Origin of the sequence: Burkholderia sp. BCC0405, assembly GCF_902833075.1 — a bacterium.
Lineage (GTDB): Bacteria > Pseudomonadota > Gammaproteobacteria > Burkholderiales > Burkholderiaceae > Burkholderia.
The window spans coordinates 202,230-227,657 of record NZ_CADFEO010000007.1 but is presented as its reverse complement, the minus strand read 5'-3'; the positions used below and the strand labels follow the sequence as shown (position 1 = coordinate 227,657).

At 66.9% G+C, this 25,428-nt stretch carries 22 protein-coding genes and 1 pseudogene; 16 read left to right on the top strand and 7 right to left on the bottom strand.

Annotated elements, in window-relative coordinates:
* Positions 1–205 precede the first annotated feature (205 nt).
* The 7 genes from HWX36_RS14045 (at position 206) to HWX36_RS14015 (ending at position 8,079) form a co-directional block, all read left to right on the top strand.
* A complete protein-coding gene (locus tag HWX36_RS14045; RefSeq protein ID WP_175952685.1) occupies positions 206–787 on the top strand; it encodes a cupin domain-containing protein in 582 nt (193 codons plus the stop codon).
* Positions 788–966: 179 nt separating this feature from the next.
* A complete protein-coding gene (locus HWX36_RS14040) occupies positions 967–2,577 on the top strand; it encodes a peptide ABC transporter substrate-binding protein (protein ID WP_175952684.1) in 1,611 nt (536 codons plus the stop codon).
* Between the two features lie 11 nt (positions 2,578–2,588).
* A complete protein-coding gene (locus tag HWX36_RS14035; RefSeq protein ID WP_175952683.1) occupies positions 2,589–3,527 on the top strand; it encodes an ABC transporter permease subunit in 939 nt (312 codons plus the stop codon).
* Between the two features lie 13 nt (positions 3,528–3,540).
* Positions 3,541–4,443: an ABC transporter permease subunit gene (locus HWX36_RS14030; RefSeq protein ID WP_175952682.1), complete on the top strand. Its 903-nt coding sequence runs from the start codon at positions 3,541–3,543 to the stop codon at positions 4,441–4,443.
* A 1-nt stretch (position 4,444) separates the two neighbouring features.
* Entirely contained in the window at positions 4,445–5,437 is a 993-nt protein-coding gene (locus HWX36_RS14025; protein ID WP_175952681.1) for an ABC transporter ATP-binding protein, read from the top strand.
* Complete coding sequence (locus HWX36_RS14020; RefSeq protein WP_175952680.1) at positions 5,434–6,453, top strand: oligopeptide/dipeptide ABC transporter ATP-binding protein; 1,020 nt, start codon at positions 5,434–5,436, stop codon at positions 6,451–6,453. Before HWX36_RS14025 ends, HWX36_RS14020 begins: the two co-directional genes overlap by 4 nt.
* Positions 6,454–6,618: 165 nt before the next feature.
* Entirely contained in the window at positions 6,619–8,079 is a 1,461-nt protein-coding gene (locus HWX36_RS14015; RefSeq protein ID WP_175952679.1) for an OprD family porin, read from the top strand.
* Between the two features lie 54 nt (positions 8,080–8,133).
* Here the strand turns inward: HWX36_RS14015 and HWX36_RS14010 are convergent, their stop codons facing one another.
* The 3 genes and pseudogenes from HWX36_RS14010 to HWX36_RS14000 form a co-directional block, all read right to left on the bottom strand.
* Positions 8,134–9,129 (bottom strand): DedA family protein/thiosulfate sulfurtransferase GlpE, encoded by a 996-nt coding sequence (locus HWX36_RS14010; protein WP_175952678.1) that lies wholly within the window; start codon positions 9,127–9,129, stop codon positions 8,134–8,136.
* A gap of 158 nt (positions 9,130–9,287) precedes the next feature.
* On the bottom strand, positions 9,288–9,557 hold the full coding sequence (locus HWX36_RS14005; RefSeq protein ID WP_175952677.1) for a hypothetical protein: 270 nt from the start codon (positions 9,555–9,557) through the stop codon (positions 9,288–9,290).
* Positions 9,558–9,826: 269 nt separating this feature from the next.
* Positions 9,827–10,433 (bottom strand): annotated as a pseudogene (locus HWX36_RS14000) (phospholipase domain-containing protein); the annotation flags it as partial.
* A gap of 327 nt (positions 10,434–10,760) precedes the next feature.
* Between HWX36_RS14000 and HWX36_RS13995 the strand changes: the two are divergent.
* From HWX36_RS13995 to HWX36_RS13985, 3 genes are all read left to right on the top strand, one after another.
* Positions 10,761–11,261, top strand: a complete 501-nt coding sequence (locus HWX36_RS13995; protein WP_175952676.1) for a GNAT family N-acetyltransferase — start codon at positions 10,761–10,763, stop codon at positions 11,259–11,261.
* Between the two features lie 272 nt (positions 11,262–11,533).
* On the top strand, positions 11,534–13,129 hold the full coding sequence (locus tag HWX36_RS13990; RefSeq protein WP_175952675.1) for a thioredoxin family protein: 1,596 nt from the start codon (positions 11,534–11,536) through the stop codon (positions 13,127–13,129).
* Between the two features lie 74 nt (positions 13,130–13,203).
* Entirely contained in the window at positions 13,204–13,569 is a 366-nt protein-coding gene (locus tag HWX36_RS13985; protein WP_175952674.1) for a 5-carboxymethyl-2-hydroxymuconate Delta-isomerase, read from the top strand.
* Between the two features lie 77 nt (positions 13,570–13,646).
* Here the strand turns inward: HWX36_RS13985 and HWX36_RS13980 are convergent, their stop codons facing one another.
* A complete protein-coding gene (locus HWX36_RS13980; protein ID WP_175952673.1) occupies positions 13,647–13,910 on the bottom strand; it encodes a DUF4148 domain-containing protein in 264 nt (87 codons plus the stop codon).
* Positions 13,911–14,156: 246 nt separating this feature from the next.
* Positions 14,157–15,560, bottom strand: coding sequence for a GntP family permease (locus HWX36_RS13975; RefSeq protein ID WP_175952672.1), 1,404 nt, complete (start codon positions 15,558–15,560; stop codon positions 14,157–14,159).
* 317 nt (positions 15,561–15,877) lie between these two features.
* Here HWX36_RS13975 and HWX36_RS13970 point away from each other — a divergent pair, with 317 nt between their 5' ends.
* From HWX36_RS13970 to HWX36_RS13950, 5 genes are all read left to right on the top strand, one after another.
* Positions 15,878–17,356: a sigma 54-interacting transcriptional regulator gene (locus HWX36_RS13970; RefSeq protein WP_175952671.1), complete on the top strand. Its 1,479-nt coding sequence runs from the start codon at positions 15,878–15,880 to the stop codon at positions 17,354–17,356.
* 54 nt (positions 17,357–17,410) lie between these two features.
* Positions 17,411–17,938 carry a BON domain-containing protein gene (locus HWX36_RS13965; RefSeq protein WP_175952670.1) on the top strand — a complete coding sequence of 176 codons (528 nt, stop codon included), beginning with the start codon at positions 17,411–17,413 and terminating at the stop codon, positions 17,936–17,938.
* A 60-nt stretch (positions 17,939–17,998) separates the two neighbouring features.
* Positions 17,999–18,271 carry a hypothetical protein gene (locus HWX36_RS13960; RefSeq protein WP_175952669.1) on the top strand — a complete coding sequence of 91 codons (273 nt, stop codon included), beginning with the start codon at positions 17,999–18,001 and terminating at the stop codon, positions 18,269–18,271.
* A 103-nt stretch (positions 18,272–18,374) separates the two neighbouring features.
* Positions 18,375–18,674, top strand: a complete 300-nt coding sequence (locus HWX36_RS13955) for an H-NS histone family protein (RefSeq protein WP_175952668.1) — start codon at positions 18,375–18,377, stop codon at positions 18,672–18,674.
* A gap of 603 nt (positions 18,675–19,277) precedes the next feature.
* Positions 19,278–21,623: a GNAT family N-acetyltransferase gene (locus HWX36_RS13950; RefSeq protein WP_175952667.1), complete on the top strand. Its 2,346-nt coding sequence runs from the start codon at positions 19,278–19,280 to the stop codon at positions 21,621–21,623.
* Between the two features lie 664 nt (positions 21,624–22,287).
* Here the strand turns inward: HWX36_RS13950 and HWX36_RS13945 are convergent.
* Positions 22,288–22,839 carry a hypothetical protein gene (locus HWX36_RS13945; protein WP_175952666.1) on the bottom strand — a complete coding sequence of 184 codons (552 nt, stop codon included), beginning with the start codon at positions 22,837–22,839 and terminating at the stop codon, positions 22,288–22,290.
* Positions 22,840–23,012: 173 nt separating this feature from the next.
* Positions 23,013–23,834 (bottom strand): IclR family transcriptional regulator, encoded by an 822-nt coding sequence (locus HWX36_RS13940; RefSeq protein WP_175952665.1) that lies wholly within the window; start codon positions 23,832–23,834, stop codon positions 23,013–23,015.
* 663 nt (positions 23,835–24,497) lie between these two features.
* On the opposite strand from HWX36_RS13940, the gene HWX36_RS13935 reads away from it, so the two are divergent.
* Entirely contained in the window at positions 24,498–25,346 is an 849-nt protein-coding gene (locus tag HWX36_RS13935) for an ureidoglycolate lyase (protein WP_175952664.1), read from the top strand.
* The last annotated feature ends 82 nt before the right edge of the window (positions 25,347–25,428 follow it).

The window sequence follows — 25,428 nt, the reverse complement described above, 5'->3', positions numbered from 1 at the left end:
CCGAAGATTCCCGGAGAGCCGCTTGCAGCTTGCCTGTGAAGCCGGCGAGTCTGGCAAGATAGCGCGTCATTTCGCTCGCTTCGTGTCCCGTTCAGTGCACCGGGCTCAACACCGAAGACGTGGGCGAACCCGAAGACTAAGCGATATCGTTCTAACTTAGTTATTTTCCATCAAACATTTTTTGACGATCACTTTTCGGCCTGCTATGGTTCCCCCCACTGAAAACTCGCGGTCGGCAGACGCTCCCGCCGCTCTGGGCAGCAAGATTCGCGCGTTGCGCCAACGACTCAAGCGCACGCTCGACGACACCGCTACCGCCGCGGGGATTTCGAAGCCGTTTCTGTCTCAAGTCGAACGCGGGCTCGCGTCGCCGTCGCTGACATCGTTGGCCGGTATCGCGCACGCGCTCGGTGTGACGGTGCAGTACTTTGTGGATACGCCGAGCGAGGAACGCTCGGTTTGCCGCGGCGAACAGCTGCGCTTCTTCGGGTTTGCCGATTCGGCGAACCTGTTCGCGAGGCTGACGAACGTATCCGAAGGGCGCCAGCTGGAGGCGATCCTCGTGAGGATGCCGCCGGGGCAGAAGCGGTCTGAGGTGACGACACATGCAGGAGAGGAGTTCCTGTATGTGATTGAAGGGGAAGTGTCGCTGACGCTGGAAGGCAAGACGTTCGTCCTGCAGGCCGGCGACAGCTCGCATTATCAGTCGACGGTCCCGCATAGCTGGGTCAACACCGCGAAGATCGAGTCGGTGGTGGTCTGGGTGGGGACGCCAAGGCTGTTCTAACGCACAGGTATTCCTTCGTTTCGAAGACGGAATGCCTGTCGAAAGAAACGTAAGGAATACTAAAATGCAATACGAGAATCACGGGCCTCCTCAATCGCTGCACCCGTCAGCGTCTCAAGCGTAAGCCGCGGCATCCGCCGCGCGACGCTCACCGAACAACCCTTCTCAAGACCGCCACGATGAAATCCTTGCATGCCATGTCGGCCGTGCTGACCGCGCTCGCCCTGACGCCTGCCGCCCACGCCGTTACCGTTCCGTCGAATGTCACGCTCGCTCCTCAACAGGACTTGACGCGACAGGTGCCCGCCGAAGTCGAGTCGCTCGACCCCGCGCACATCGAGTCGTGGACCGGCAACACGATCGGCCTCGACCTGTTCGAAGGGCTGGCCCGCATCGATGCGGCAGGCCAGGTCGTGCCGGGCGTCGCGCTGTCGTGGGAGCGAAAGACGCCGCAGACGTGGATCTTCAAGCTTCGCCACGACGCGAAGTGGAGCAACGGCCAGCCGGTGACGGCCGCCGATTTCGTCTATGCGTGGCAGCGCCTCGTCGATCCGAAGACGGGCTCGAAATACACGATCCTCGTCGAGTTCGTGAAGAACTCGAAGGACATCATCGCCGGCAAGGCCGCGCCGTCGACGCTCGGCGTGCGTGCGATCGACCCGTACACGCTCGAGGTGACGACCGACGTGCCGGTCGCGTTCTTCCCGGAGCTGACCGCGATGGTGCCGCTCGCGCCGGTGAACAAGGACACGGTGACGAAGCTCGGCGACGCATGGACGCGCCCGGGGAACATCGTCAGCAACGGCGCGTTCCAGCTGGTCGACTGGCAGCCGAACAACCGCATCGTGATCTCGAAGGACGCGAAGTACTGGAACGCGCCGAAGGTCGTGATCAACAAGGTCACGTACCTGCCGATCGAGAGCGACGAGACCGCGATGCGCATGTACCAGGCCGGCCAGATCGACTACAGCTACTCGATTCCGTCGGGGATCTTCCAGCAGGTCAGCAAGCAGTTCGGCGGCGAACTGCGCCAGGGCCTGCAGCTCGCGACGTACTACTACTACCTGAACAACAGCGATCCGGCGCTGAAGGACAAGCGCGTGCGCCAGGCGCTGTCGATGGTGCTCGATCGCGACGTGCTGACCTCGAAGCTCACGCAGGCGGGCGAGAAACCGATGTACGGGCTGATGCCGAACGGCACGAAGGGCGTGCAGCCGTTCACGCCGGACTGGGCGTCGTGGCCGATGGCCAAGCGGGTCGACTACGCGAAGAACCTGCTGAAGCAGGCCGGCTACTCGGATGCGAAGCCGCTGTCGTTCACGCTGACCTACAACACCAACGACCTGCACAAGAAGGTCGCGCTGTTCGCCGCGTCGGAATGGCGCACGAAGCTCGGCGTCAACACCAAGCTCGAGAACGTCGAGTTCAAGGTGCTGATGAAGGAGCGGCATGACGGCAAGGTGCAGATCGCGCGCGACGGCTGGTTCGCCGACTACAACGATGCGATGACGTTCTTCGACCTGCTGCGCTGCGGCAGCGCACAGAACACCGTCGGCTACTGCAACAAGCAGGCCGACACACTTGTCGACGAAGGCAACCAGAAGCTCGACGACAAGGCGCGTGCGGCGCTGCTCACGCAGGCGCACGACCTCGCAATGAACGACACGCCGATGGTGCCGCTGTTCCAGTACTCGGCCGACCGTCTCGTGAAGCCGTATGTGGGCGGCTACTCGCTGAAGAACGTGATCGACATGCGTGCTTCGCAGGACATGTACCTGATCAAGCACTGAGCGGAGCGATCATGCTGGCCTACGCACTGAGACGCACGTTGTGGGCGGTGCCGACGATCCTCGCGGTCGTCACCGTCTGCTACCTGCTGCTGCACTTCACACCCGGCGGCCCGTTCGATACGGAGAAGCAGCTTTCCGCGGCAACGCTCGCGAACCTGAACGCGAAGTACCACCTCGACCAGCCGCTGTGGAAGCAGTACCTGATGTACCTGAACGCGCTGCTGCACGGCGATCTCGGTCCGTCGTTCCGCTATGTCGACTGGTCCGTGAACGATCTCGTGCGCAAGGCGCTGCCGGTGAGTCTCGGCGTAGGCGGCGTGTCGATCCCGATCTCGATCGGGCTCGGCGTGCTGCTCGGCACCGTCGCGGCCGTGCGCCGCGACAGCTTCATCGACCGCGTCGTGATGCTGATCGGCAACATCGGCAACGTCGTGCCGCCGTTCGTGCTCGGCCCGGTGCTCGTGTGGATCTTCGCGATCCTGCTGAAAACCTCGGCCGGCAACGGCTGGCTGCCGGCGGGCGGCTGGGGTGACGGCGGCTGGCAGTACCGGCTGCTGCCGATCGTGCTGCTGACCTTCATCAACATGTCGCTGCTCGCGCGCGTGATGCGCGGCTCGATGATCGAGACGCTGTCGAGCAATTACATCCGCACCGCGCGCGCGAAGGGCCTGCCGGGCTCGACGATCGTGCTGCGCCACGCGCTGAAACCCGCGCTGATGCCGGTCGTGTCGCTGTTCGGCACGGTCTGCATCTCGTCGATCACGGCGGCCGTCGTCACCGAATCGGTGTTCGCGCTGCCGGGGCTCGGGCAGCTCGTCGTGAACGGCGCCATCAACCGCGACTACACGCTGGTGCTCGGCCTCGTCGTGCTGACCACCGTCTGCGCGGTGCTGTTCAACCTGCTGGTCGACCTCGCGTACGCGTGGCTCGATCCGCGCATCCGTTATTGAGCGAGGCACAGCGATGACTCCGACTACTCCCGTCGTCGGCCTGCCCGTGCAGACCGACTCGCCGCCGCGTTCGCGCTCGCCGCTCGCGCTTGCGATGGCGCGCTTCCTTCACAACCGTGCGGCCGTGTTCAGCCTCGTGCTGCTCGCGCTGATCACGCTCGCATGCTTTGTCGGCCCGTGGCTGCTCGCGGCCGATCCCGCCGCGAGCGACTGGGGCTCGATCAGCCTGCCGCCGACCTGGGCGAACCAGCACTGGTTCGGCACCGACGAGCTCGGCCGCGACCTGCTGGTGCGTACGCTGATCGGCGGCCGCGTGTCGATCGAGGTCGGCCTGCTCGGCACGCTCGTGTCGGGCCTGTTCGGCGTCGCCTGGGGCGCCACCGCGGGCTTCGCGGGCGGCCGCGTCGACTCCGTGATGATGCGCATCGTCGACATGATGTACGCGATCCCGTACCTGCTGATCGCGATCCTGATGATGACCTTGTTCGGCCGCTCGTTCATGCTGGTCGTGCTGACCATCAGCGCGTTCTCGTGGATCGACATGGCGCGTGTCGTGCGCGGCCAGACGCTGTCGCTGCGCAGCCGCGAGTTCGTCGATGCGGCGCGCGCGATCGGCGTGACGCCGACGTCGATCGTGCTGCGCCACATCGTGCCGAACCTGCTCGGCGTAGTCGTTGTGTATGCAACTGTTTCGGTGCCGGGCATCGTGCTGACCGAATCGGTGCTGTCGTTCCTCGGCCTTGGCGTGCAGGAGCCGATGACGAGCTGGGGCGTGCTGATCCAGGACGGCGCGCAGAAACTGGAATCGATGCCGTGGCTGCTGCTGGCTCCGGCCGTCATGCTGTGCGTGACGCTTTACTGCGTGAACTTCGTCGGCGATGGCCTGCGTGACGCGCTCGACCCGAAGGATCGCTGAAATGGCTGCACTGCTGGAAGTAGACAACCTCGGCGTGCGCTTCACGCGCAAGGACGCGCCGCCGGTCGACGCCGTGAGCGGCGTGTCGTTCTCGCTCGAAGCCGGCAAGACGCTCGGCATCGTCGGTGAATCAGGCTCGGGCAAGAGCCAGACCGTGATGGCGCTGCTCGGCCTGCTGGCCGGCAACGGCACGACGACGGGCGCTGCGCACTATCGCGGCGACAACCTGCTCGAGATGGATACGCGCGCGCTGAACAAGGTGCGCGGCAACCGGATCGCGATGATCTTCCAGGATCCGATGACGTCGCTCAATCCGTTCCTGACGATCGAGCGGCAGATGACCGAGACGCTGCAGCTGCATCGCAAGCTGTCGCGCAGGGAAGCCACGAAGCGCGCGATCGAGGTGCTCGAATCGGTGCGCATCCCCGACGCGGCGCGCCGCATCCGCATGTATCCGCACGAGTTCTCGGGCGGCATGCGCCAGCGCGTGATGATCGCGATGGCGCTGCTGTCCGAGCCGGAAATCCTGATTGCCGACGAGCCGACCACCGCGCTCGACGTGACCGTGCAGGCACAGATCATCGACCTGCTGCGCGAGCTGAACCGCGAGCGCGGCACCGCGATCGTGCTGATCACGCACGACATGGGCGTGGTCGCCGGCCTCGCGGACGACGTGATGGTCATGTATGCGGGCCGTACCGTCGAATATGCGCCGGCCGAATCGATCTTCGCGGCGCCGTCGCATCCGTACACGATCGGCCTGCTCAACGCGCTGCCGCGCCTGACCGACGCGGACGACGCGCCGCTCGTCGCGATTCCCGGCAATCCGCCGATGCCCGGCGCCGCGCCGGCCGGCTGCGCGTTCGCGAAGCGCTGCACGTATGCGGAAGAACGCTGCGGCTCCGCGCGCCCTGTGCTCGAAACCTATGGCCCCGTGGGCGCGGTGCGCGCGTGCCACCGCCCGGTGGCCGATCTGACGGGAGGTCTGCGATGAGCGTCGATGAACGCCGCCAATCCGGCGCGACGGACGACACGCTGCTGTCCGTCGATGGTCTGAAAGTGCATTTCCGCGTGCCGCTCGGCGGCTATCCGTGGTCGCCGAAAGGCACGTTGCGCGCCGTCGACGGCGTGTCGTTCGACGTGAAGCGCGGCGAGACGGTCGGGCTCGTCGGCGAATCGGGCTGCGGGAAGTCGACGCTCGCGCGCGCGCTGATCGGCCTGGTGCCGATGACGGCCGGCGCCGTGAAATGGCGCGGCGAAGCCGTCGAGCCCGATCACCTGCGCGGCAACGCGATGCGGCGCGAAGTGCAGATGATCTTCCAGGATCCGCTCGCGTCGCTCGATCCGCGCATGACGATCGAGCAGGTCGTCGCCGAGCCGCTCGTCACGCACCAGGCCGGCCTCGGCCGCACCGAGGTGCGCCGCCGCGTGGTCGCGATGCTCGAGCGCGTCGGCCTGAACGCGCATCACCTGCTGCGTTATCCGCACGAATTCTCGGGCGGCCAGTGCCAGCGCGTCGGCATCGCACGCGCGCTGATCGGCGAGCCGAAGCTCGTGATCTGCGACGAACCCGTATCGGCGCTCGACGTGTCGATCCAGGCGCAGATCGTGAACCTGCTGCGCGACCTTCAACGCGAACTGTCGTTGTCCTATCTGTTCGTTGCGCACGATCTGGCGGTGGTGAAGGCCATCAGCCAGCGTGTGCTCGTGATGTATCTCGGCCGCGTGATGGAGTTCGGCACGCGGCATGACGTGTACGGCGTGCCGCAGCACCCGTACACGAAGGCGCTGCTCGATGCGGCGCCGACGCCGGAGCCGGCGCGCGAGCGTGCTCGCCGTCCGATGCTGCTGGCGGGCGAGATGCCCTCGCCGCTCAACCCGCCGTCCGGCTGCGCGTTCCGCACGCGCTGCCCGGTCGCGATCGAAGCGTGCGCGCAGGACGTGCCGCTGCCGGAAGTTCGGCAGGGGTCGGCCGCGCGTGTCGCGTGCATCCGCGCGGGTGTGGCGTGAGCTGAAGTGACGCAGCAAACATAACCAAGGCAGGTCAACAGGGGTAGGTGCGGCGCGAACGATCTTCGCGCCGCGGGTACAGGCGCGTCCTTAACCGGGCGCGCCGGGGGGCCGGGAGCGGATCGCAACCGGCGTGGACGATATCAACACAAGACGAGAACTACGATGAAAAAACAGAAAACGATCGGGACGGCATCGAAAATGCTGCTCGCATGGGGGTTGCCGGCACTCGCCGGTGTCTCGCTGACGGGCGTCGCGCACGCCGACGACGCGGCCCCCGCACCGCTGACGGTCGCACAGGCCGCGCCGGGCGCAACCGTTGCGCAGGCAACGACCCCGAACGCCATTGTCAACGCCGAAGCAAGCCAGGCCGTTACGCCGCCCGATGAGCCATCGGCCCAGTCGAAGTCGAAGGGCTTCATTGCCGACAGCCATCTCGACTTCCTGTTCCGCAACTATGCGGACGTGCTCGACGCCAAGGGCGGGCCGCATCGCCACGCGTGGGTCCAGGGCGCGATGGCGAACTTCGAGTCGGGCTATACGACGGGCCTGGTCGGTATCGGTTTCGACGCGTCGCTGTATGCGGCGCTGAAACTCGACGGCGGCCAGGGCGCCGGCAGCATGGTGCACATCGCGAAGGGCGGCGGTGGCAGCAACCAGCTCGCATGGGCCTATCCCGGCATCTACGACGTGAAGGCGCGCATCTCGAACACGGTGATCAAGTACGGTCTGCAGGCCGTCGACAACCCGTTCATGGAGCAGCACGACAACCGCGCGCTGCCGCCGACGTTCCTCGGTGCGACCGTCGTCAGCAACGAATTCAAGAACGTGATGCTCGAGGCCGGCAGCTTCACGAAGACCGACGCGCGCGGTCACACGACGCTCACCAACCTGACGACGCAATACGGCGGCACGCGCATCAACCGCCTGTCGTACGTCGGCGGCACGTGGGATTACTCGCCGAACGGCGAGATCGCGCTGTACGCGAACCAGGCTGACGACGTGTGGCACCAGTACTACGCGTCGGTGAAGCACAGCATCGGCAGCCCGCAGACGATCAAGTGGACGGGCTTCGGCAACGTCTACTCGACGCACGACACGGGCGATGCGCTGCAAGGCAAGATCGACAACAACGCGTACAGCCTGTCGCTGGCCGCGCAGCACGGCCCGCACGAACTGCTGCTCGGCTTCCAGCAGGTGCTCGGCGACCAGTTCTTCGATTACCTGAACGAAACGAACGGCATCTTCCTGACCAACTCGATGGACGTCGACTACAACGCGCCGCACGAGAAGTCGCTGCAGCTGCGTTACACGTTCTACGGCAAGGAAGCGGGCCTGCCGGGCTTCAAGGCGATGGTCTGGGGCGTCACGGGCTGGGGGGCGGACGGCAGCGCGGGCGCGGCGAACGACCCGACCAAGTCGAGCATCTACTGGAGCAACGGCGCGCCGGTGCAGGGCCGTCACCACGAGTTCGGCTTCATCCCGTCGTACACGTTCCAGAGCGGCAAGCTGAAGGACACGAAGGTCACGTTCATCGCAATGTGGCACGCCGGTTCGGCACACTACTCGGACGCGACGAACACCGAGTACCGCCTGGTCGTGAACGTGCCGCTGCACGCGTTCTGATCGCACGGGGCGCATGCGCCCCCGCCTCGCACGGCCGGCCTTCGATCGAAACGATCAGGCCGGCTTGTGCAGCCCCGCGACCGGATCGTTCGCAGCGGGCATGTCTTCCACGAGCGACGTGAGCTGGCGGCCCGTATCGCGCCATGCATCGAGGCCGCCGCGCAGCGCGAGCGCATCGGCGAAGCCGGCGTCGAGCAGGCGCTTCGCCATCAACGCGGCCGTGAACTCGTTCGGGCACGAGCAGTACACGACGAACTTCTGCGTGAACGGATAGCGCGCGACGATGTCGCCGATCTGGCGTTCGTCCGCGAACTGCGCGCCGGGAATCGTGAACGGGTCGAGCTTGCGGTGCTCGGGCGAGCGCACGTCGAGGACCACCGGCGCGGCTGTATCGCGCAGCATCGCGTCGAGCTCGTCGACGCCGATCCGCGCGCTCGCGAGCTGGCGGATCAGTGCGCGGCGGCGCATCCAGCGGATCGCCGCGTACACCGCCAGCACCGCGACGGCCGCGAGCAGCGCCACGCGGCCGAGCTGGCCCGCACCGGCGAACAGCCAGTCGATCTGGCGATAGAACATCATCCCGATCACCAGCCCGACGATCGTCCACAGCGCGGCGCCGAGCGCATCGTAGCCGACGAACGTGCGATAGCGCGTGCCGAACGCGCCGGCCATCGGCACCGACACGAGCGACAGCCCCGGAATGAAGCGCGCGACGGCGAGCACGCGCACGCCGTAGCGGCCGAAGAAACGTTCGGTTTTCTTCACGCAGCTGTCGCGCGACAGCGACAGCCGGCAGATCGTCTTCAGCGTCGTGCCGCCGAAGCGCCGGCCGGCGAGATACCACACGGTGTCGCCGATCAGTGCGCCGAGCACCGACAGCGCGACCACCGTGACCAGCTGCGAGTCGATCATCGCCGGATGCATCGCGGACATCGCGCCGAACAGCACGAGCGTCGGCATCGCGGGCACCGGCAGCCCGATGGCCGCCGCGAGTACGTTGGCGAAGACGAGAAGCGGCCCGTATTGGGCGACGAGGTCGCGGAGGAGCATGACGGCTGGCCGAAGAGGAAACGCGTGCGGAAGGCACGCGGATGGGCCGATTATCGGCCTTTTTCAAGTCGGCGGCGGGAATAACGCAAAGCGCCTGACGGCGGCAGGGGGATGTCGGTGAGCCGGCGACCTGCGTGCGGCTCACCGTCCGAAATCAATCAGGAGGAGGTGCGGGCGAGCGACGCTGCGCCATGGCTTTCGCCGGGCAGCTCGGCGCCGTGCGAGCGGATCGCCGCGATCAGTTCGGCCGGCGTGATCTCGTAGCGGACTTCGCGGTGGATGCCGGGCTTGCGTTCGTCGATCTCGATCAGCAGCACGCTCTTGCCGTCGCCGGTTGCTTCGAGCCGGAGCGAGCGCAATTCGCGGCCGTCGGCCGGGTCGTGTTCGGTGAGCAGGGTCATTGCCCCGGATGAGCCGGTAGTGCGCATCGAACCTATCCTCGTATCGTGGATGCCGTCGTGGTGAAGATGTCTTAGTTGAATACAGCTTGACGCAGTTTAACGCGAACGGGCCGCAATTCGGAGCATTTTCGTGGGGCGAAATGAGGGCTGAAGCATGGATCCTTATGATGTTTGAGCCGCGCGGGGCGGGCGTTTGCGCCGGATCGGGCGCAAACGCGGCCGGCGCCTGGTCGCCGTTCGCGGCCGGGCCGGCCCGGGCGGCGACACGCGGCGCAACGCGGGTCGCCGCGGCGGCATCAGAAGCCGCCGGCAAGCCCCATCGCCGGGTCGCTGACCGAGTGGCGGCCGGTTTCGACGCGGCGCGAGAAACTTGTGCCGCTGTCCGCGGTGACGATGAAGTCGTACCCGTGGCCGGTTGAGTCGAGTTGCCAGTGCAGCTCGGCCTGGTCGCCGGCGCGCACCGTGACCGTCCACGTGGTACCGGTGCCGTGATCGAGGCCGCGGCCCTGGCTGTTGCCGGCATCGGTACGCGCTCGCATGCAGTTCGTAAGGCAGCGCGCGCGACGGGCGCACGCCGGTCGACTGCGCGGGCAGCGACGGCGCGGCTGGCGGCACGCTCTTCGGCGCGGCCTGTTGCGCGGCGCTCGGCGCGTCGACCTGGCTCTTCGTCGTATGGCCGGCGAGCGGCGGCAGCGGTTCGTGGTTCGGCGAGCGGAAGGTGAACGCGCTCGTCAGGTCGCCGCATACCGCGCTGCGGTACGCGCCGATCCGCGGCTCCGCGATGCCGAAGCGTCTTTCGAGGAAGCGCGGCGTCGACGCATGGTCGAACACCTGCGAGTTGACTTCGCCGCCGCGGCTCCACGGCGACACGCCCCACATCGGCACGCGCCAGCCCGGCGCATGCCGGATTGGGCGGCGGCCAGTCTAGAGAGGCGGCGTGACGTCGGCGTGATGAAGACATGGCATCGCATGTCGCGCGCGTGAAGTTGCGTACGCAACGATCGATCGGAAAGCGATGCGCGACGGAAGCGGGTCGGGAATTACCGATTGCAGGGTGCGGAATCGGTCGGATTGTTCCTGTTCGCGGTGGCGTGATCGCGTGTCGTTGCGGGTGCAACGGCATCGCATGACACCCGTGTTTCAAATGCGTGAAATCGGATAAGCTCGATCTGTTGCTGCGCACGTGCGCAGTCCGCGCGACTGGCGCGACTTTTCGGAACCGGCCCACCCATGACCGACATCACGATTCGGCACAGCGAGACGCACGACGTCGACGCGATCCGGCAGATCGCCGCGCATCCCGCGGTGTACGCGAATACGTTGCAGTATCCGTTTCCGTCGCTCGAGAAATGGCAGAAGCGGCTCGAAGGCGCACGCGAGCACGGCGTGAGCCTCGTCGCCGAAATCGACGGCGCGGTGGTCGGCCATCTCGGCCTGCATCCCGAACAGAATCCGCGCCGGCGCCATGCGGCGGGGCTCGGCATGATGGTCGATGCGGCGTATCACGGGCGCGGCGTCGGCAGCCGGTTGCTCGCGGCCGCGATCGACCTCGCGGAAAACTGGCTGAACATCACACGTCTCGAGCTGATCGTGTTCACCGACAACCGCGCGGCGATCGCGCTCTACGAGAAGCATGGCTTCCGGATCGAGGGTGAATCGCCGGGCTATGCATTGCGCGACGGCGTGCATGCGTCCGTGTATCACATGGCGCGGATCAAGGCGCGACAGTGAAGGCTCGGCCGACGCGTATCCGACGGCACGCGCGGCCGCGATGCCGCGCGTCATATTCATTCGAGAATTCGTTCGTTTTCTCCCGGCCGTGCCCGTCATATCGTTGAACGATTTGCCGGTCGCCTCGGCCGGCGTGCGCTTTTCCGTAACGATCCTGCGCGGCGTTGCACGCCGGCTGGCTTCATCGTCATCGCTTCGTGGCTGTTGCTTCACAGCCATTGCTTCGCGCGCCGCACCTTCCCGCAACCGTCTCTTTCAACGGACCCGCTTCGATGAAAACCGCTCTCCGGAATCTGACTGCCGCCTGCCTGCTCGCCGCCGCGGGTGCGGCGTTTGCCGCTGCTACGCCCACTGGCGCCCCGGTGGCGAGCGCATCGTCCGATGGCGCGCACCTGCCGCCCGGCATCGCGTGGCAGCACGGCGACGTCGACGCCGCCTTCGCGTTGGCGAAGCGCACCGGCAAGCCGCTGCTGCTCTACTGGGGCGCGGTGTGGTGCCCGTCGTGCAACCAGGTGAAGTCGACGATCTTCAGCCAGCAGGCATTCAAGGCCCGCTCGTCGTTCTTCGTGCCCGTGTATCTCGACGGCGATACCGAAAGCGCGCAGAAGCTCGGCGAGCGCTTCAAGGTGCACGGTTACCCGACGATGATCCTGTTCCGTCCCGACGGCACCGAGGTGACGCGGCTGCCGGGCGAAGCCGATCTCGATCGCTACATGCAGGCGCTGTCGCTCGGGATGACGGCCGCACACCCGGTGCGGCAGACGCTCGCGACCGCGCTGAAGAATGGCGCGTCGCTGACGCCGGACGAATGGCGCCTGCTGGCCGACTATTCGTGGGATACCGATGGCGCGCTGCCGGTGGCGGCGGATCGCGTCGCCGAGACGCTGCAGTCGCTCGCGCAACGTGCGCGCGCGGCCGGTGCGAAGGCCGAATCGGCGCGCTTCGCGCTGAAGTCGGCCGTGGTCGCCGCGTCCGACGATCCGGCGCAGGCCGGTGCGCTCGACAAGGCGGCGCTTGCCGGCTCGTTGCGCACGGTGCTGCAGGATCCTGCGTTGTCGCGCGCCGATTCGGACGTGCTGGTTGCGGCGCCCGCGCGCGTGGTCGCGTACCTCGGCGGGGACGACGCGCAGCGCGCGAAATTGCGCGGCGCGTACGACGCGGCGCTTGCGCGCCTGTCGACCGACACGACGCTGTCGTCGATCGACCGGCTGATGGCGTTGCACGGCCGCGTACTGCTCGCGCGCGGCGATGCACGCAAGGGGGCACCGCTGGCCGCGCCGGCACTGGCCGATACCGCCCGCAAACAGATCGCCACGTCGGTGCAGGGCGCCGCGAATGCGTACGAGCGGCAGGCGCTCGTCAGCGAAGGCGCGGACACGCTGACCGACGCAGGGCTCTACGACGAGTCGGATGCGTTGCTGAAGGCCGAGTTGCCGCGCTCGTCCACGCCGTACTACTTCATGTCCGGGCTGGCCGCGAATGCGAAGGCGCGCGGCGACAAGGCCGCGGCGCTCGACTGGTACCGCAAGGCATATGACTCGGCGAGCGGGCCGGCGACGAAGCTGCGCTGGGGCGCGACCTACTTTGCGAATGCGGTCGAACTGGCGCCGGACGATTCGGCGCGCATCGAAGGGATCGCCGCGAGCGTGCTCGCGCAGGCCGACAAGACGCGCGACGCGTTCTACGGCGCGAACCTGCGCGCGCTGACCAAGGTCGTCACGCAGTTGAACCGCTGGCGCGGCAGCGGTGCACACGATGCATCGGTCAGGTCGATCGCGAAGCAGTTCGACGGCATCTGTGGGAAACTGCCCGCCGGCGATCCGCAGGCAAGCGCCTGCGCGCGCCTGATCCAGCCGGTCAAGGCATAGCATCCGGCGGCGCCGCGCAGGCTTTCGGGATGCCGTCCGGCGCTTTTCCCGATACCCACGAGGCCACCGACACCATGCCCCACCTGACGCTCGAATATTCCGCGAACCTCGACGGGTTCGACGCCGGCGCGACCCTGCGCGCGCTCAATGCCGCGCTTGCCGCGTCCGGCCATTTCGACGAACGCGACATCAAGAGCCGCGCGCTGCGGTTCGATACGTTCGCGGTCGGAACGTCGTCCGCGCCGCGCGCGTTCGTCCACGCGAAGCTCGCGGTGCTGAGCGGCCGGACGACCGACGTCAAGCGCGACCTTTCGGAGCAGGTGCTGGCGGAACTGAAGCGGCACGTCGTCGCGCCGCCCGGCACGCACCTGCAGCTGTGCGCGGAAATACTCGAACTGGAACGCGAGTCCTACGCGAAAGCGAGCATCGAGCCGCGCTGAGCGGGCGGCGCGGTGCGCGCCGCGCGGGCCGGGAGCGTGGCGCTGACGCGCACGCAGCCGGCGGATTCGAAACCGGGCTATTGGCCCGTGGAGTACGCGCCGCGAGTGCCGTAACCGGCGCCCGTGGCCCGCGACGCACCCTGCTGCCGGGCGATCTTCGCCTCGGCGGCCTGAATGCTGGCCGGGTAGAACCAGTCGCTCGGCTGGAAGCCGGCCTTTCTCAATGCAACCACTTCAGCATGAACTTCGGCCCGTGTGAGCGGCTGGTTGGCTTGCGCGTGCGCGGCGAGGGGAGCGGTGAATGCGGCAACCAGGGCGATGGTGCGGATCAGTGGTTTCATGAGCGGTTACCTCCAGGTTTTCGACGGCGCCGATCGCAGACGGCGACCGTCGAAAGCAGTGTAGGCCTCGCCCGACTCGCGAAAAATGCCGCTACGCCCAACGTAGTGTTCTGCTGCGGACAACAATGCGTGAGCCGGCGAGAGCGCCTGGACGGCGTCCGGCAAAAAGGGGGGAGCGGAGGAGGCGCCGGCCGCATCTGCGCAGCCGGCGGACAGCAACCCGGAGGCGGGCCGCTGGGGCGGGTGTTACACGAGCCCCGTCGTGTAGTACACGGCGATCACGAAGAACACCGCGAGCGTCTTGATGATCGTGACCGCGAAGATGTCGCGATACGACTCGCGGTGCGTGAGGCCCGTGACCGCGAGCAGCGTGATCACCGCGCCGTTGTGCGGCAGCGTGTCCATGCCGCCGCTCGCCATCGCGACGACCCGGTGCAGCACGTCGAGCGGGATATTGGCGGCCTGCGCACCCTTGATGAACAGGTCCGACATCGCGGCGAGCGCGATGCTCATGCCGCCCGACGCCGAGCCCGTGATACCGGCGAGCGAGCTGACCGACACGGCCGCGTTGACGAGCGGGTTCGGGATGCTTTTCAGCGCATCGCCGACGACCAGGAAGCCAGGCAGCGCGGCGATCACGCCGCCGAAGCCGTATTCCGACGCGGTGTTCATCGCGGCGAGCAATGCGCCGCCGACGGCAGCTTTCGAGCCGGCCGCGAAGCGGTCGCTGACGCGATTGAACGCGGTCAGCACGACCAGCACGATGCCGAGCAGCAGCGCGGCCTCGACCGACCAGATCGCGACGACGGTCTTGATCGACGTCGTCACCGGCGTGTGCACGCCCGGCAGCACGTCCGGCGCGACCGTGTACGACGCGGCGCCGTACCACTGCGGGATCAGCTTCGTGAACGCGAAGTTCGACACGCCGACGAGGATCAGCGGCAGGATCGCGAGCGCCGGGTGCGGCAGCGACGTCGCCTCGACGCGCTCCGGCTCGTTGACGAGGGACGTGCCGTAGCCTTCGCCCTTCGCCATCGCCGAGCGGCGGCGCCATTCGAGATACGTGAGGCCGACGACGACGATGAACAGCGAGCCGATCGTGCCGAGTGCCGGCGCGGCCCACGCGGTCGTCTTGAAGAACGTGGTCGGGATGATGTTCTGGATCTGCGGCGTGCCGGGCAGCGAATCCATCGTGAACGAGAACGCGCCGAGCGCGATCGCGCCGGGCATCAGCCGTTTCGGGATGTTGCTCTGGCGATAGAGTTCGGCCGCGAACGGATAGACCGCGAACACCACGACGAACAGCGACACGCCGCCATAGGTGAGCAGCGCGCACACCGCGACGATCACCGCATTCGCGCGCGAGCGGCCGATGTAGCGGATCGCCGCATGAACGATCGACTCGGAGAACCCGGACAGTTCGATCACCTTGCCGAACACGGCGCCGAGCATGAATACCGGGAAATACAGTTTGACGAAGCCGACCATCTTCTCCATGAAGATGCCGGAGAAGACCGGTGCGACGGCGGCGGGTTCGGTCAGGAGCACCGCGCCGAGTGCGGCGATCGGCGCGAACAGGATCACGCTGTAGCCGCGATACGCGGCGTACATCAGGAACGCCAGCGCGGCGAGGACGATCACGAAAGACAAGGGGAGTCTCCTAATGGCTTTGATAGTTGTTCGATCGCGCGACGCGTCGCGGACCGGCTCAGGTTCGTGCAGGTTTCGTGCCATCGGCCGGATTGCGCCGCCGGACGTGGGTCCGCCGGAGACCGGAGGGGCCGCGCCGGTCGTTGTCTGAGGATTCTACATAAAACGTCTCCATCCGGAGACGAAATGGCCGTCCGGCCAGCCCGTGTAATCGGGCAGGGCTTTCCCGGACAACGTCTTGCGGCATGTCTCCAGAGTGAGATAATCCGTCTCGTTCTGGAGACGGCCGGTCGAAAATACACGGAGACGAAGACACGATGATGAACGACTGGGCCCGCCTGCCCGTCAACTACGGAGACGTGCTGCGGCGCGCCGCCGAGTCGCTGTTCCGGACCTTCGAGGATTCGAGTGCGGGCACGGTGGTCGTCGATCGCGATGCGCGCGTTGTGTGGATGAACGAGCGGTACGCGGCGCGCTTCGGTTTCGCCGATCCGCAGCAGGCCGTCGGCCTCGACTGCGAGGCCGTGATCCCGAACAGCCTGATGCGCGAGGTCGTCTCGACCGGGCAGCCGATCCTGCTCGACATCATGGAGACGGGCCGCGAGCCGCTCGTCGTCACGCGCCTGCCGCTGAAGAACGAGGCCGGCGAGACGGTCGGCGCGATCGGCTTCGCGCTGTTCGACCAGTTGAAGACGCTCACGCCGATCTTCTCCCGCTACGCACAGCTTCAGCAGCAACTGATCGCGACGCAGCGTTCGCTCGCGCAGGCGCGCCGCGCAAAATACACGTTCGCGAGCTTCGTCGGCACGAGCGCCGCGAGCCTCGAAACCAAGCGCCAGGCGCGCCGCGCCGCGCAGGTCGATTCGCCGGTGCTGCTGCTCGGCGAGACGGGCACCGGCAAGGAGCTGCTCGCGCATGCGATTCACGCGGCGTCGGCGCGTGCGCTCCAGCCGCTCGTGACCGTCAACGTCGCCGCGATTCCCGACACGCTGCTCGAAACCGAATTCTTCGGCGCGGCGCCCGGCGCCTACACGGGCGCCGATCGCAAGGGGCGCGTCGGCAAGTTCGAGCTGGCCGATCGCGGCACGCTGTTTCTCGACGAGATCGGCGACATGCCGCTGCCGCTGCAGGGCAAGCTGCTGCGCGTGCTGCAGGACAAGGAATTCGAGCCGGTCGGCTCGAACCGGATCGTGCGCGCGGACGTCCGGATCATCGCTGCCACCAGCGTCGACCTGCCGGCGCTAGTCGCGGCCGGGCGTTTTCGCGCGGATCTCTATTACCGGCTGAACGTGCTGACGATCCACGCGCCGCCGCTGCGCGAGCGCGCGTCCGACATCGCGGCGCTCGTCTACGCGACGCTCGAGGAGCTGGCCGCGCAGCACGGGCGCGCCGCCCATTGCGAGCTGACCGACGATGCGCTGCGGATGCTGTGTGCGTATCCGTGGCCGGGCAACGTGCGCGAGTTGCGCAATACGCTCGAACGCGCGCTGATGCTGTCGGACCGGTCGGTGATCGATGCGCGTGCGCTCGCGCCGTTCCTTGGGCCGGTGCGCGTATCGATGGAGAGTGCCGTACCGGCTCGGCCGCTGGCCGCGTCGCCGGTCGAACGGCGCGCGGGCGAGGTGCCTGCTGCGCCGGCCGCCTCGTATGCCGACGCATTGGCGGCGTGGGAGCGCCAGTTCCTGACCGATGCGCTGGCGGCCTGCGACGGGAAGGTGGTGGAAGCGGCGGCGCGCATCGGGATCGGCCGCGCGACGCTGTACAAGAAACTGGCGGCGCTGGGCATCGGCCGGTAAGCCGATCGGCAAAACCGGCGCGCTCGGACGCGGGGCATCGAACAGGAGATCACGATGAAACGGATCGGCATCGCAGGGTGGCTGCCCCTATTGCTGGCGACCTCCGCGTTCGCGCAGTCCGGCGACGCCGACGCGCCCGAGGCGCGGCGCAACTGGTACAACGATCCGTTCATCGCGCTGTCGCGGGACGTGGCCGAATGCCCGTTGCCGCTCGGCCCGTGGATGACCCGGGCCGAGATGACGGACGACGCGCATTACCGCGCCGAACGCGGCACCACCTGCTGGCTCGCGCATCGCTGCACGAAGCCGAATTCGTATATGTATGACGCACCGATCGCCGACGCCGTGAAGGCGCGCTTCGCCGGCTCCGATCGGCTGCATGGCACGAGCCTGTGGATCACCGTGCAGCGACGTTTCATCTATGTCGAAGGATGTGCCGACACGGCGTTCGATCGGCAGGCGTTGCAGCGCGAACTCGAAGCGCTTCCCGACGTCGAGCAGGTGTTCGTCCGCATCACCGACGATCCGAGCAAGAGCTTGCCGTACAAGGCGCGCGGGCAACCCGGCCGTACGCCGAACTGACGGCCGAACGGCTGCGCATGGCATACTCGCGACATTCAAAAAAGGTTGACGGGAACAACGATGAAACACATGCTTGCGTCGGTCTGTCGGCGGCCTCGGGCGGCCATCGTGTTGGCACTGGTTGCAGGGCTCGGCGGGTGTGGCGGCAGCGCGCCGCTGTTCACTTCGGACGGGCGTCCGACTACCCAGGTGCAATGCACCGGTAGCGACTGGAGCAATTGCACGGACAACGCCCGGGCGATTTGCAACGGGGATTTCGACGTGCTTCAGCAATCGAGTGACGACGGCACGCGAAATCTTCTCTTCGCGTGCAGGAAGAAGAGCGGTTATTGATCCCGAGATCACCCGCTGAGGAGATCACGATCGGGCGAAGCGTTTTACTGTTGGCTGAGAGTCATCTATTTTTCACGAATAACACTCACGGAGTCCCATCGATATGGCGACCTACAGGCAACTGACCGCGCAGCTCGAACGGCTTCAGCAAAAGATCGACAAGGAACGCGAAAAGGCGATTGCCGATGCGATTGCCGATATCCGCGCGAAAATCGAGGAATACGACATTACGCCGGAAGAGCTCGGGTTTCGTCCGGCGGGCGCGGCCGCTGCCAGAGCAAAGCCGAAGCGTACGTCGCCGCCGAAATACCTGAACCCGAAGACGGGCGAAACGTGGAGTGGCCGCGGGCGCGCGCCGACGTGGCTCGGCAAGAACCGCGCACGTTTCCTGATCAAGGACTGACTCCCGAAAAACCTCACCTTTCGCGTACTGACTGACGGTGCGAACGGCCATGCGGCCGTCGCACCGTTTTGTTTTTGTGCATTCCCGGCGCGATTCCCGATGGCGTATTGAACGGCGACGCCGCGCAATTAACGGATTACGTTTTGCGTATTCGCTGCGATTCGACGGCATATCGCGGCGAATTCCGGTAAACAGCCGTGCAATTGCGCAGCACATGCGCATTGGCCTGCGCCATTCTCGCGGTGCACGCATGCAGCGAATTCCGATCACCTTTCGCGTGTTTGCGCGTGGCGCCGTGCATTTCCCGAAGATACTCACCATGGCTCCTGTAAATCCTCACCTTTGAGGAAGCGGACGCAGCGTCGCGCCGCATGCCTGCACCGTGCGCGCCGAGCGAATGTGCTCGGCCGGCGCGCGGCGATGGCTTCCGTGCTCGTGTCGCAGGCCCATGGTGCGGGCGTTGACGTGGGTCGAACAGTCGGCCGTTCGGCATATAGGCAGCCGCATGCGCTTCGCCTATGCTTGTGGTTCGCGTCGATCGGCGTACGGCCTGTGCGTGCCGCATGCCGATCGGGCCGTCTTTCGTTACCGCAGGGAGCCGATGTGACCGTTCGCCATCTCGACGCGTTGTTCCAGCCCAAGTCCGTTGCGGTCGTCGGCGCGTCGTCGCGCGCGGGCAGTATCGGCGCGATGGTGTGGTCGCGCGTGCTCGACGGTGCCTTCGAGGGGCCCGTGTGGCCCGTCAATCCGAAGTATCGTGACCTGCACGGGCATCCGGTCGTTGCCGATGTCGACCGGTTGCCCGCGCCGCCGTCGGTGGCCGTGATCTGCACGCCGCCCGCGACCTGGGCCGGCATCGTGCGCAAGCTCGGCGAGCTTGGCACGCGCGTCGCGGTGATCGTCGGCGAGGCGCGCACCGACGCCGATCGCGCCGCGCTCGATCGCACGCTGAAGGCGGCGAAGCCGTTCGTGCTCCGTATCGTCGGGCCGGGCAGCCTCGGCGTGCTGTCGCCTGCGCGGCATGCGCATTTCGGCGCGCCGGCCTACACGGTGCGATCGGGCGGCGTCGCATGGGTGTCGCAATCGAATGCGCTGACGAACGCGGTGCTCGGCTGGGCCGATGCACGGGGCCTCGGCTTTTCGCATGTCGTCGCACTCGGCGGCGAGTCCGATGTCGATGCGGGCGACGTGCTCGACTATCTCGCGAGCGATCCCGGCACGCGCGCGATCCTGCTCGAACTCGACACCGTGCGCGCCGCGCGCAAGTTCATGTCGGCCGCGCGCGCGGCCGCACGCAACAAGCCGGTGCTCGCATTGCGCACCGGCCGCGCGGATCCCGGCGACGCACTCTATACGGCGGCGTTCCAGCGCGCGGGGATGGTGCGTGTGGATGCGCTCGACGATCTGCTCGACGAGATCGAGACGCTCGGCGTCGGCCGCGTCACGGCGCGCGGCGCGGCCACGCTGGTGACGAGTGATGCGGGTGTCGCGAAACTCGCGGTCGATGCGGTGGCCGAGGTACGCGACGTGCTGGCCGACTGGTCGCCCGCGGCCACGTCGGCCGTGTCGGCTGCGCTGCCGCATCTCGCGTCACCCGGCAATCCGCTGGCGCTGGGCGACGATGCGCGCCCCGAGCATTTTGCCGCGGCGCTCAAGGCGCTCGCGCCGTTCCCGCAAACGGGCACGCTGTTCGTCGTCCATTCGACTTCCCACAGCGCGCCGGCCGATGCGGTTGCGCACACGCTGATCGAATCACGGCAGTACGCGCATCGCGGCATCCTTGCGTGTTTCTTCGGCGCGGTCGACGCGGCGACGCGCGATGCACTGCACGCGAACGGCATTCCCGTGCATACCACGCCGAAGCGGCTCGCGCGCGCGTATGCGCGTCTCGTCGACTACAACCTCGGGCGGCAACTGCTGATGCAAACGCCGGAGGGTACGCCGCTGCAGCCGGCCGAGTGCGTTGCCTCCGCGCAGGCAGATGCGCGCCGGATGGTCGAAGCCGGTCAGCATGAAATGACGGGCGAAGCCGCGCTGCGCTGGCTGTCCCATTTCGGCCTGCAGGGCGAGCCGGCCGGGAGGAAAGTCGTCGATGTCACCGTCGACATGTACGACGATTCGAACTTCGGCCCGGTATTTCGCTATGCCGTGCCGCCCGCGGACGGCGTATCGGCGCCGTTCGTCGTCTATGGCCTGCCGCCGCTGAACACCGTGCTCGCCCGCGCGGTGATGGAGCGCTCGCCGTATGCACGCAGCACGCCCATCGAGCCGACGCTCGACGCGTTGACGGCGCTGTCGCAGGTCGTCTGCGACGTGCGCGAAGTCGTTGCGATGTCGGTCACGCTGCGCGTGCTGTCCGACCGCGCGCAGGTGATCGCGCCGCGCATCACGCTGGCAGCAGGGCGCAGCCGGCTGGCGATCATGCCGTACCCGCGTCACCTCGAGCAGACGCTCGAGTGGCGCGGCGAGACGGTGACGATCCGCCCGATCCGTCCGGAGGACGAGGCCGCGCACAACGAACTGCTCGGCGCGATGACACCGGACGATCTGCGGATGCGTTTCTTCGGTGCGGTGCGCAGCTTCGATCATTCGCAGGTCGCGCGCATGACGCAGATCGATTACGACCGTGAGATGGCGTTCATCGTGTCGTTCACCGATGTGTCGGGGCGCGACCACACGCTCGCGGTGGTGCGCGCGGTGGCCGATCCCGACAACGAGACGGCGGAGTTCGCGATCGCGGTACGGCCCGATCAGAAGGGCAAGGGGCTTGGCCGGCTGTTGATGACGCGCATCATCGACTACGCGCGCTCGCGCGGAACCGCATGGATGATCGGCGAGGCGCTGCGCGAGAACTCGGCGATGATCTCGCTGGCGAAGGCGTGCGGGTTTGCGGTGTCGACGACGGAGGAGCCTGGCGTCGTGGGCTTCAGGATGAAGTTGCAGCCGTAGCGGGTGTCGTCGGTGCGACGCGCGGAGAGGTTGCATGCAGTCGGTGTCTCCGCCTCCCGGCATGTTGCGGATGTTTTCAGACAGGCATGCAGGGCATTCGAACCTGTCTGGCGAGCGAAGCGACCGCGAACGTGTCGGCGCCTGTGCGCAACGGAAATATCGACGCACGAATGGCGCCGATCAGGCACCGCGAGACGCGTACCGCTCGCCGCGATATCCGTCCCGCGTCGCGGCTTTCCGCAAGGTGTCCGCACGCATTGACTGCCGCATTCCACCGTCGAAAACTCGAACGTGCCCAAAAGGTGAGATTTTTCGGGAGCCGCCGGTGAGCTTCTCCGGGATGGCGGTGGTGAGCTGATACGGGAGCGCTCGGTGAGCCTTCCCGGGAAGCGCCGGTGAGTGTCTCCGGGAGGCATCGGGAAGCCTTTCCGGGGCGCATGGGTGAGGATCTGCGGGAGGTATCGGTGAGAACATCCGGGAGACTTGGGTGAGGGTCTCCGGGAGTCTGGGTGAGCTTTTTCGGGAGGCTTGGGTGAGCGCCTGCAGGACACCAAGGTGAGGATTTTCGGGAGCACCCGGACGCACGCTTCCCGCAGGCGCAGCGCCGGCCAAGGCCGGCGTCACGCAGGGGGCGGGCACGCATGAACCGTGCCCGCGGCTACCTTCAGGCAGCGAGTTTCGATGCCGCGTCGTTCACCTGGTCGCGCGAAATCGCGAGTTCCTCGAGGTGCGGATCGGCATAGACGGCGCCGGTTTCGCGCTCGAGGCGGGCGATCGTCAGTGCACAGCGCGCGGTGTCCTTCGGCATCGCGATGAAGCGCTTGACCGATTCGCCGGACGTGAACGCTTCGAACAGCGCGCCGCGCACGTCGTCCGGAAGCGTCTTGGTCCACTGGTACGGCTTGCCGTTGAACGTGATCGACGGCGGCAGCGTGCGTTCCTTCTTGGTCGCCGTGATGAGCCCGTAGGTGCGGGCCGCGTCGCCGATCTGCTCGGGCGAGAAGAGTTCGTCGGGCGTGATGTCGAACTGCTCGATGTAGCTCTCGATCGCCTGCATTGCGGTGGCACGATCGTCGCGCTTCTTCTGCGCGCGCGCGACGATTTCGCGCAGTTCGTCCGCCTCCTCGGGCGTGATCGTGAAGCTTGCCTGCTTCTGCTGAAGTTCGGAGAAACGCTGGAATTCTTGATCGTTCAGAAGTTTGGCCATGACATCCATCGGACACGACGGCCGCGACAACCGGCCGCCGTAGTTTTTGAGAGGGCCGCTATTTTAGCGTAGCGCCGTGGGCGCACGATATGGCGCCGTGCGTCGCGCCGCGCGCAGGTGTTATGCGCGATCGGGATCGACGCAATGGCGCCATACCCGGTGCGCTCCGCCGGGCCTGCGTGTCAGCAGGTCTCGTCGCGGCACATCGACAAACGGGCGGCCGTGTCGCGCAACCCTTCGACGACCGCGTCGACGGACGGCGCCATGTGCGTATCGATCCGGCGCATGTAGGGGCACGTCAGCACCGCGATCGCATGGCCGGACGGCCCGAGGATGGGCGCGGTCAGGTCGGTCACGCCGTACGCCTGGCGGCTGTCCTGGCGCAGGTAACCGTCCTGCCGGATGGACTGGCACGCGTACGCGAGTTCCTGCTCGTTCACCGGCGCTTCGCCCTTGACCTTGCGGTGCTCGACGAGCATGTGCGCGCGCTGCTCGGCGCCCTGGAACGCCAGCATCACGCGCCCCGATGCCGTATCGGCGAGCCCGACGCGCGAGCCGAGCCGGACCGACACGCCCCACGGGCCGGGCCCGTCGACCTGCGCGATCACGAGCAGGTTGCCGCGATCGTAGACGGACAGGTGGCACGATTGTTCGGAGGCGTCGGCGAAACGCTGCATCGGCGGCAACGCCTCGGCAATGAGCCGGCTCATCGGCGGGTGCCGGTGCGCGAGCGAGAACAGTTTGAGACTGAGCGTGTAGCGGTCGCCGCCGGTCGAGCGCATCACGTAGCGGCGCGCGACGAGGCGTTCGAGCATTCGGTAGATCTCGCTCGCGTTGCGGCCGAGTTCCTTCGTGATTTCGGTGCGGGTGAGGCCTTCTTTCTGCTCCGACAGGAGTTCGAGAATGTCGAGACCCTTGTCGAGTGCGGGTGCGCGATAGCGGTCGACTGCGCCCATCGATTCCCGAGCGTCGCAGCCGGGAAGCAGGTCGTTGGTTGTTTGCATTGTCGGTGTGAGGTTGGGAGATTGCCGTCGGTCGGTTGGCGACGCACGCTGACCAATTCTGCAACCCGCTTGTGTCGAGCCCGCGTGTGGCAACGAAGTCCGCCATTTGAGCTTAACAACAAACATTTAGTGTGCAATGCAGCGTCTTTTTACCGATCGTTACCAAATAAGAACGGATCGGTTCGCTTTCAGGATGACAGGGAAGCCCCAAATACCCAGTATTTGTAACAGGTAGCACCGGTTCAAGGTATTCGAAAGGAAATCGGGCGGCGGCGCCATTCGCGATGCTGCGCCGCGGCGTCCGCGGACGCACCAATAGTCGGTATCCGTCGCGCGTCATTTCATCGCGCACGGCCGGTGGTACAAAGGTTGGCGGGCCAGCGACGGTGCGGCCGCGCGTGAAGCCGGCCGGTACGGGCCGGACCATGTCGCGGGTGCCGGGCCGTCGTCGCCGATGCGCAGACCGGCGGCCGCCCGTTCGATGTGCGCCATACTTCGGTGCGGCGCCACGATCGCTGCGCCCGCGCGACCCTCGCGTGTCGACGGCATGCCGGATGCGGCGCCGACGCGCGCAATCGACGATCGACAATCAGTCCGGCGCGCGGCCGCGAAGGGCCGCGTCGGCCGGTATCCTGTCCCATTCGACAACAGAGGTTGACCACGATGAAACTGCTTCGCTATGGACCGTCCGGCCAGGAAAAGCCCGGGATTCTCGACGCGGACGGCCGGATTCGCGACCTGTCCGCGCATGTGCCGGACTTGTCCGGTGACGTGCTGTCCGACGCGGGTCTCGCGCGGCTGCGCGCGATCGATCCGGCCACGCTGCCGCTCGTGCCGGGCGAGCCGCGCATCGGCGCGTGTGTCGGGCACGTCGGCAAGTTCATCGGCATCGGCCTGAACTACGCCGATCACGCGGCCGAAGCCGGCATGCCGGTGCCGAAGGAGCCGGTCGTGTTCGGCAAGTGGACGAGTTCGATCTGCGGCCCGAACGACGGCATCGACATCCCGAAGGGCTCGGTCAAGACCGACTGGGAAGTCGAGCTGGGCGTCGTGATCGGCGCGCGGTGCAAGGACGTCGACGAAGCGAGCGCGCTCGATTACGTCGCGGGTTATTGCGTCGTCAACGACGTGTCCGAGCGCGAATGGCAGATCGAGCGCGGCGGCCAGTGGGACAAGGGCAAGGGCTTCGACACGTTCGGTCCGATCGGTCCGTGGCTCGTCACGCGCGACGAGGTGCCCGATCCTCAGCGTCTCGAACTGTGGCTCGAAATCGACGGCCACCGTTATCAGCACGGCAACACGCGCACGATGGTGTTCACCGTCGCGCAGCTGATCGCCTATCTGTCGAGCTGCATGACGCTGCAGCCGGGCGACGTGATCACGACCGGCACGCCGCCGGGCGTCGGCATGGGCGTCAAGCCGTCGCCGGTATTCCTCAAGGCCGGCCAGATCGTGCGCCTCGGCGTCGAAGGGCTCGGCGAGCAGTTGCAGCACACGCGCGGCGCACAGTAACCGAACGAGCCGCGATCCCGTTGAGCGACCGCTGCAGGCGGTCGCCGGAAACCGGATGCTGACGCTGACGCGTCAAAACCAA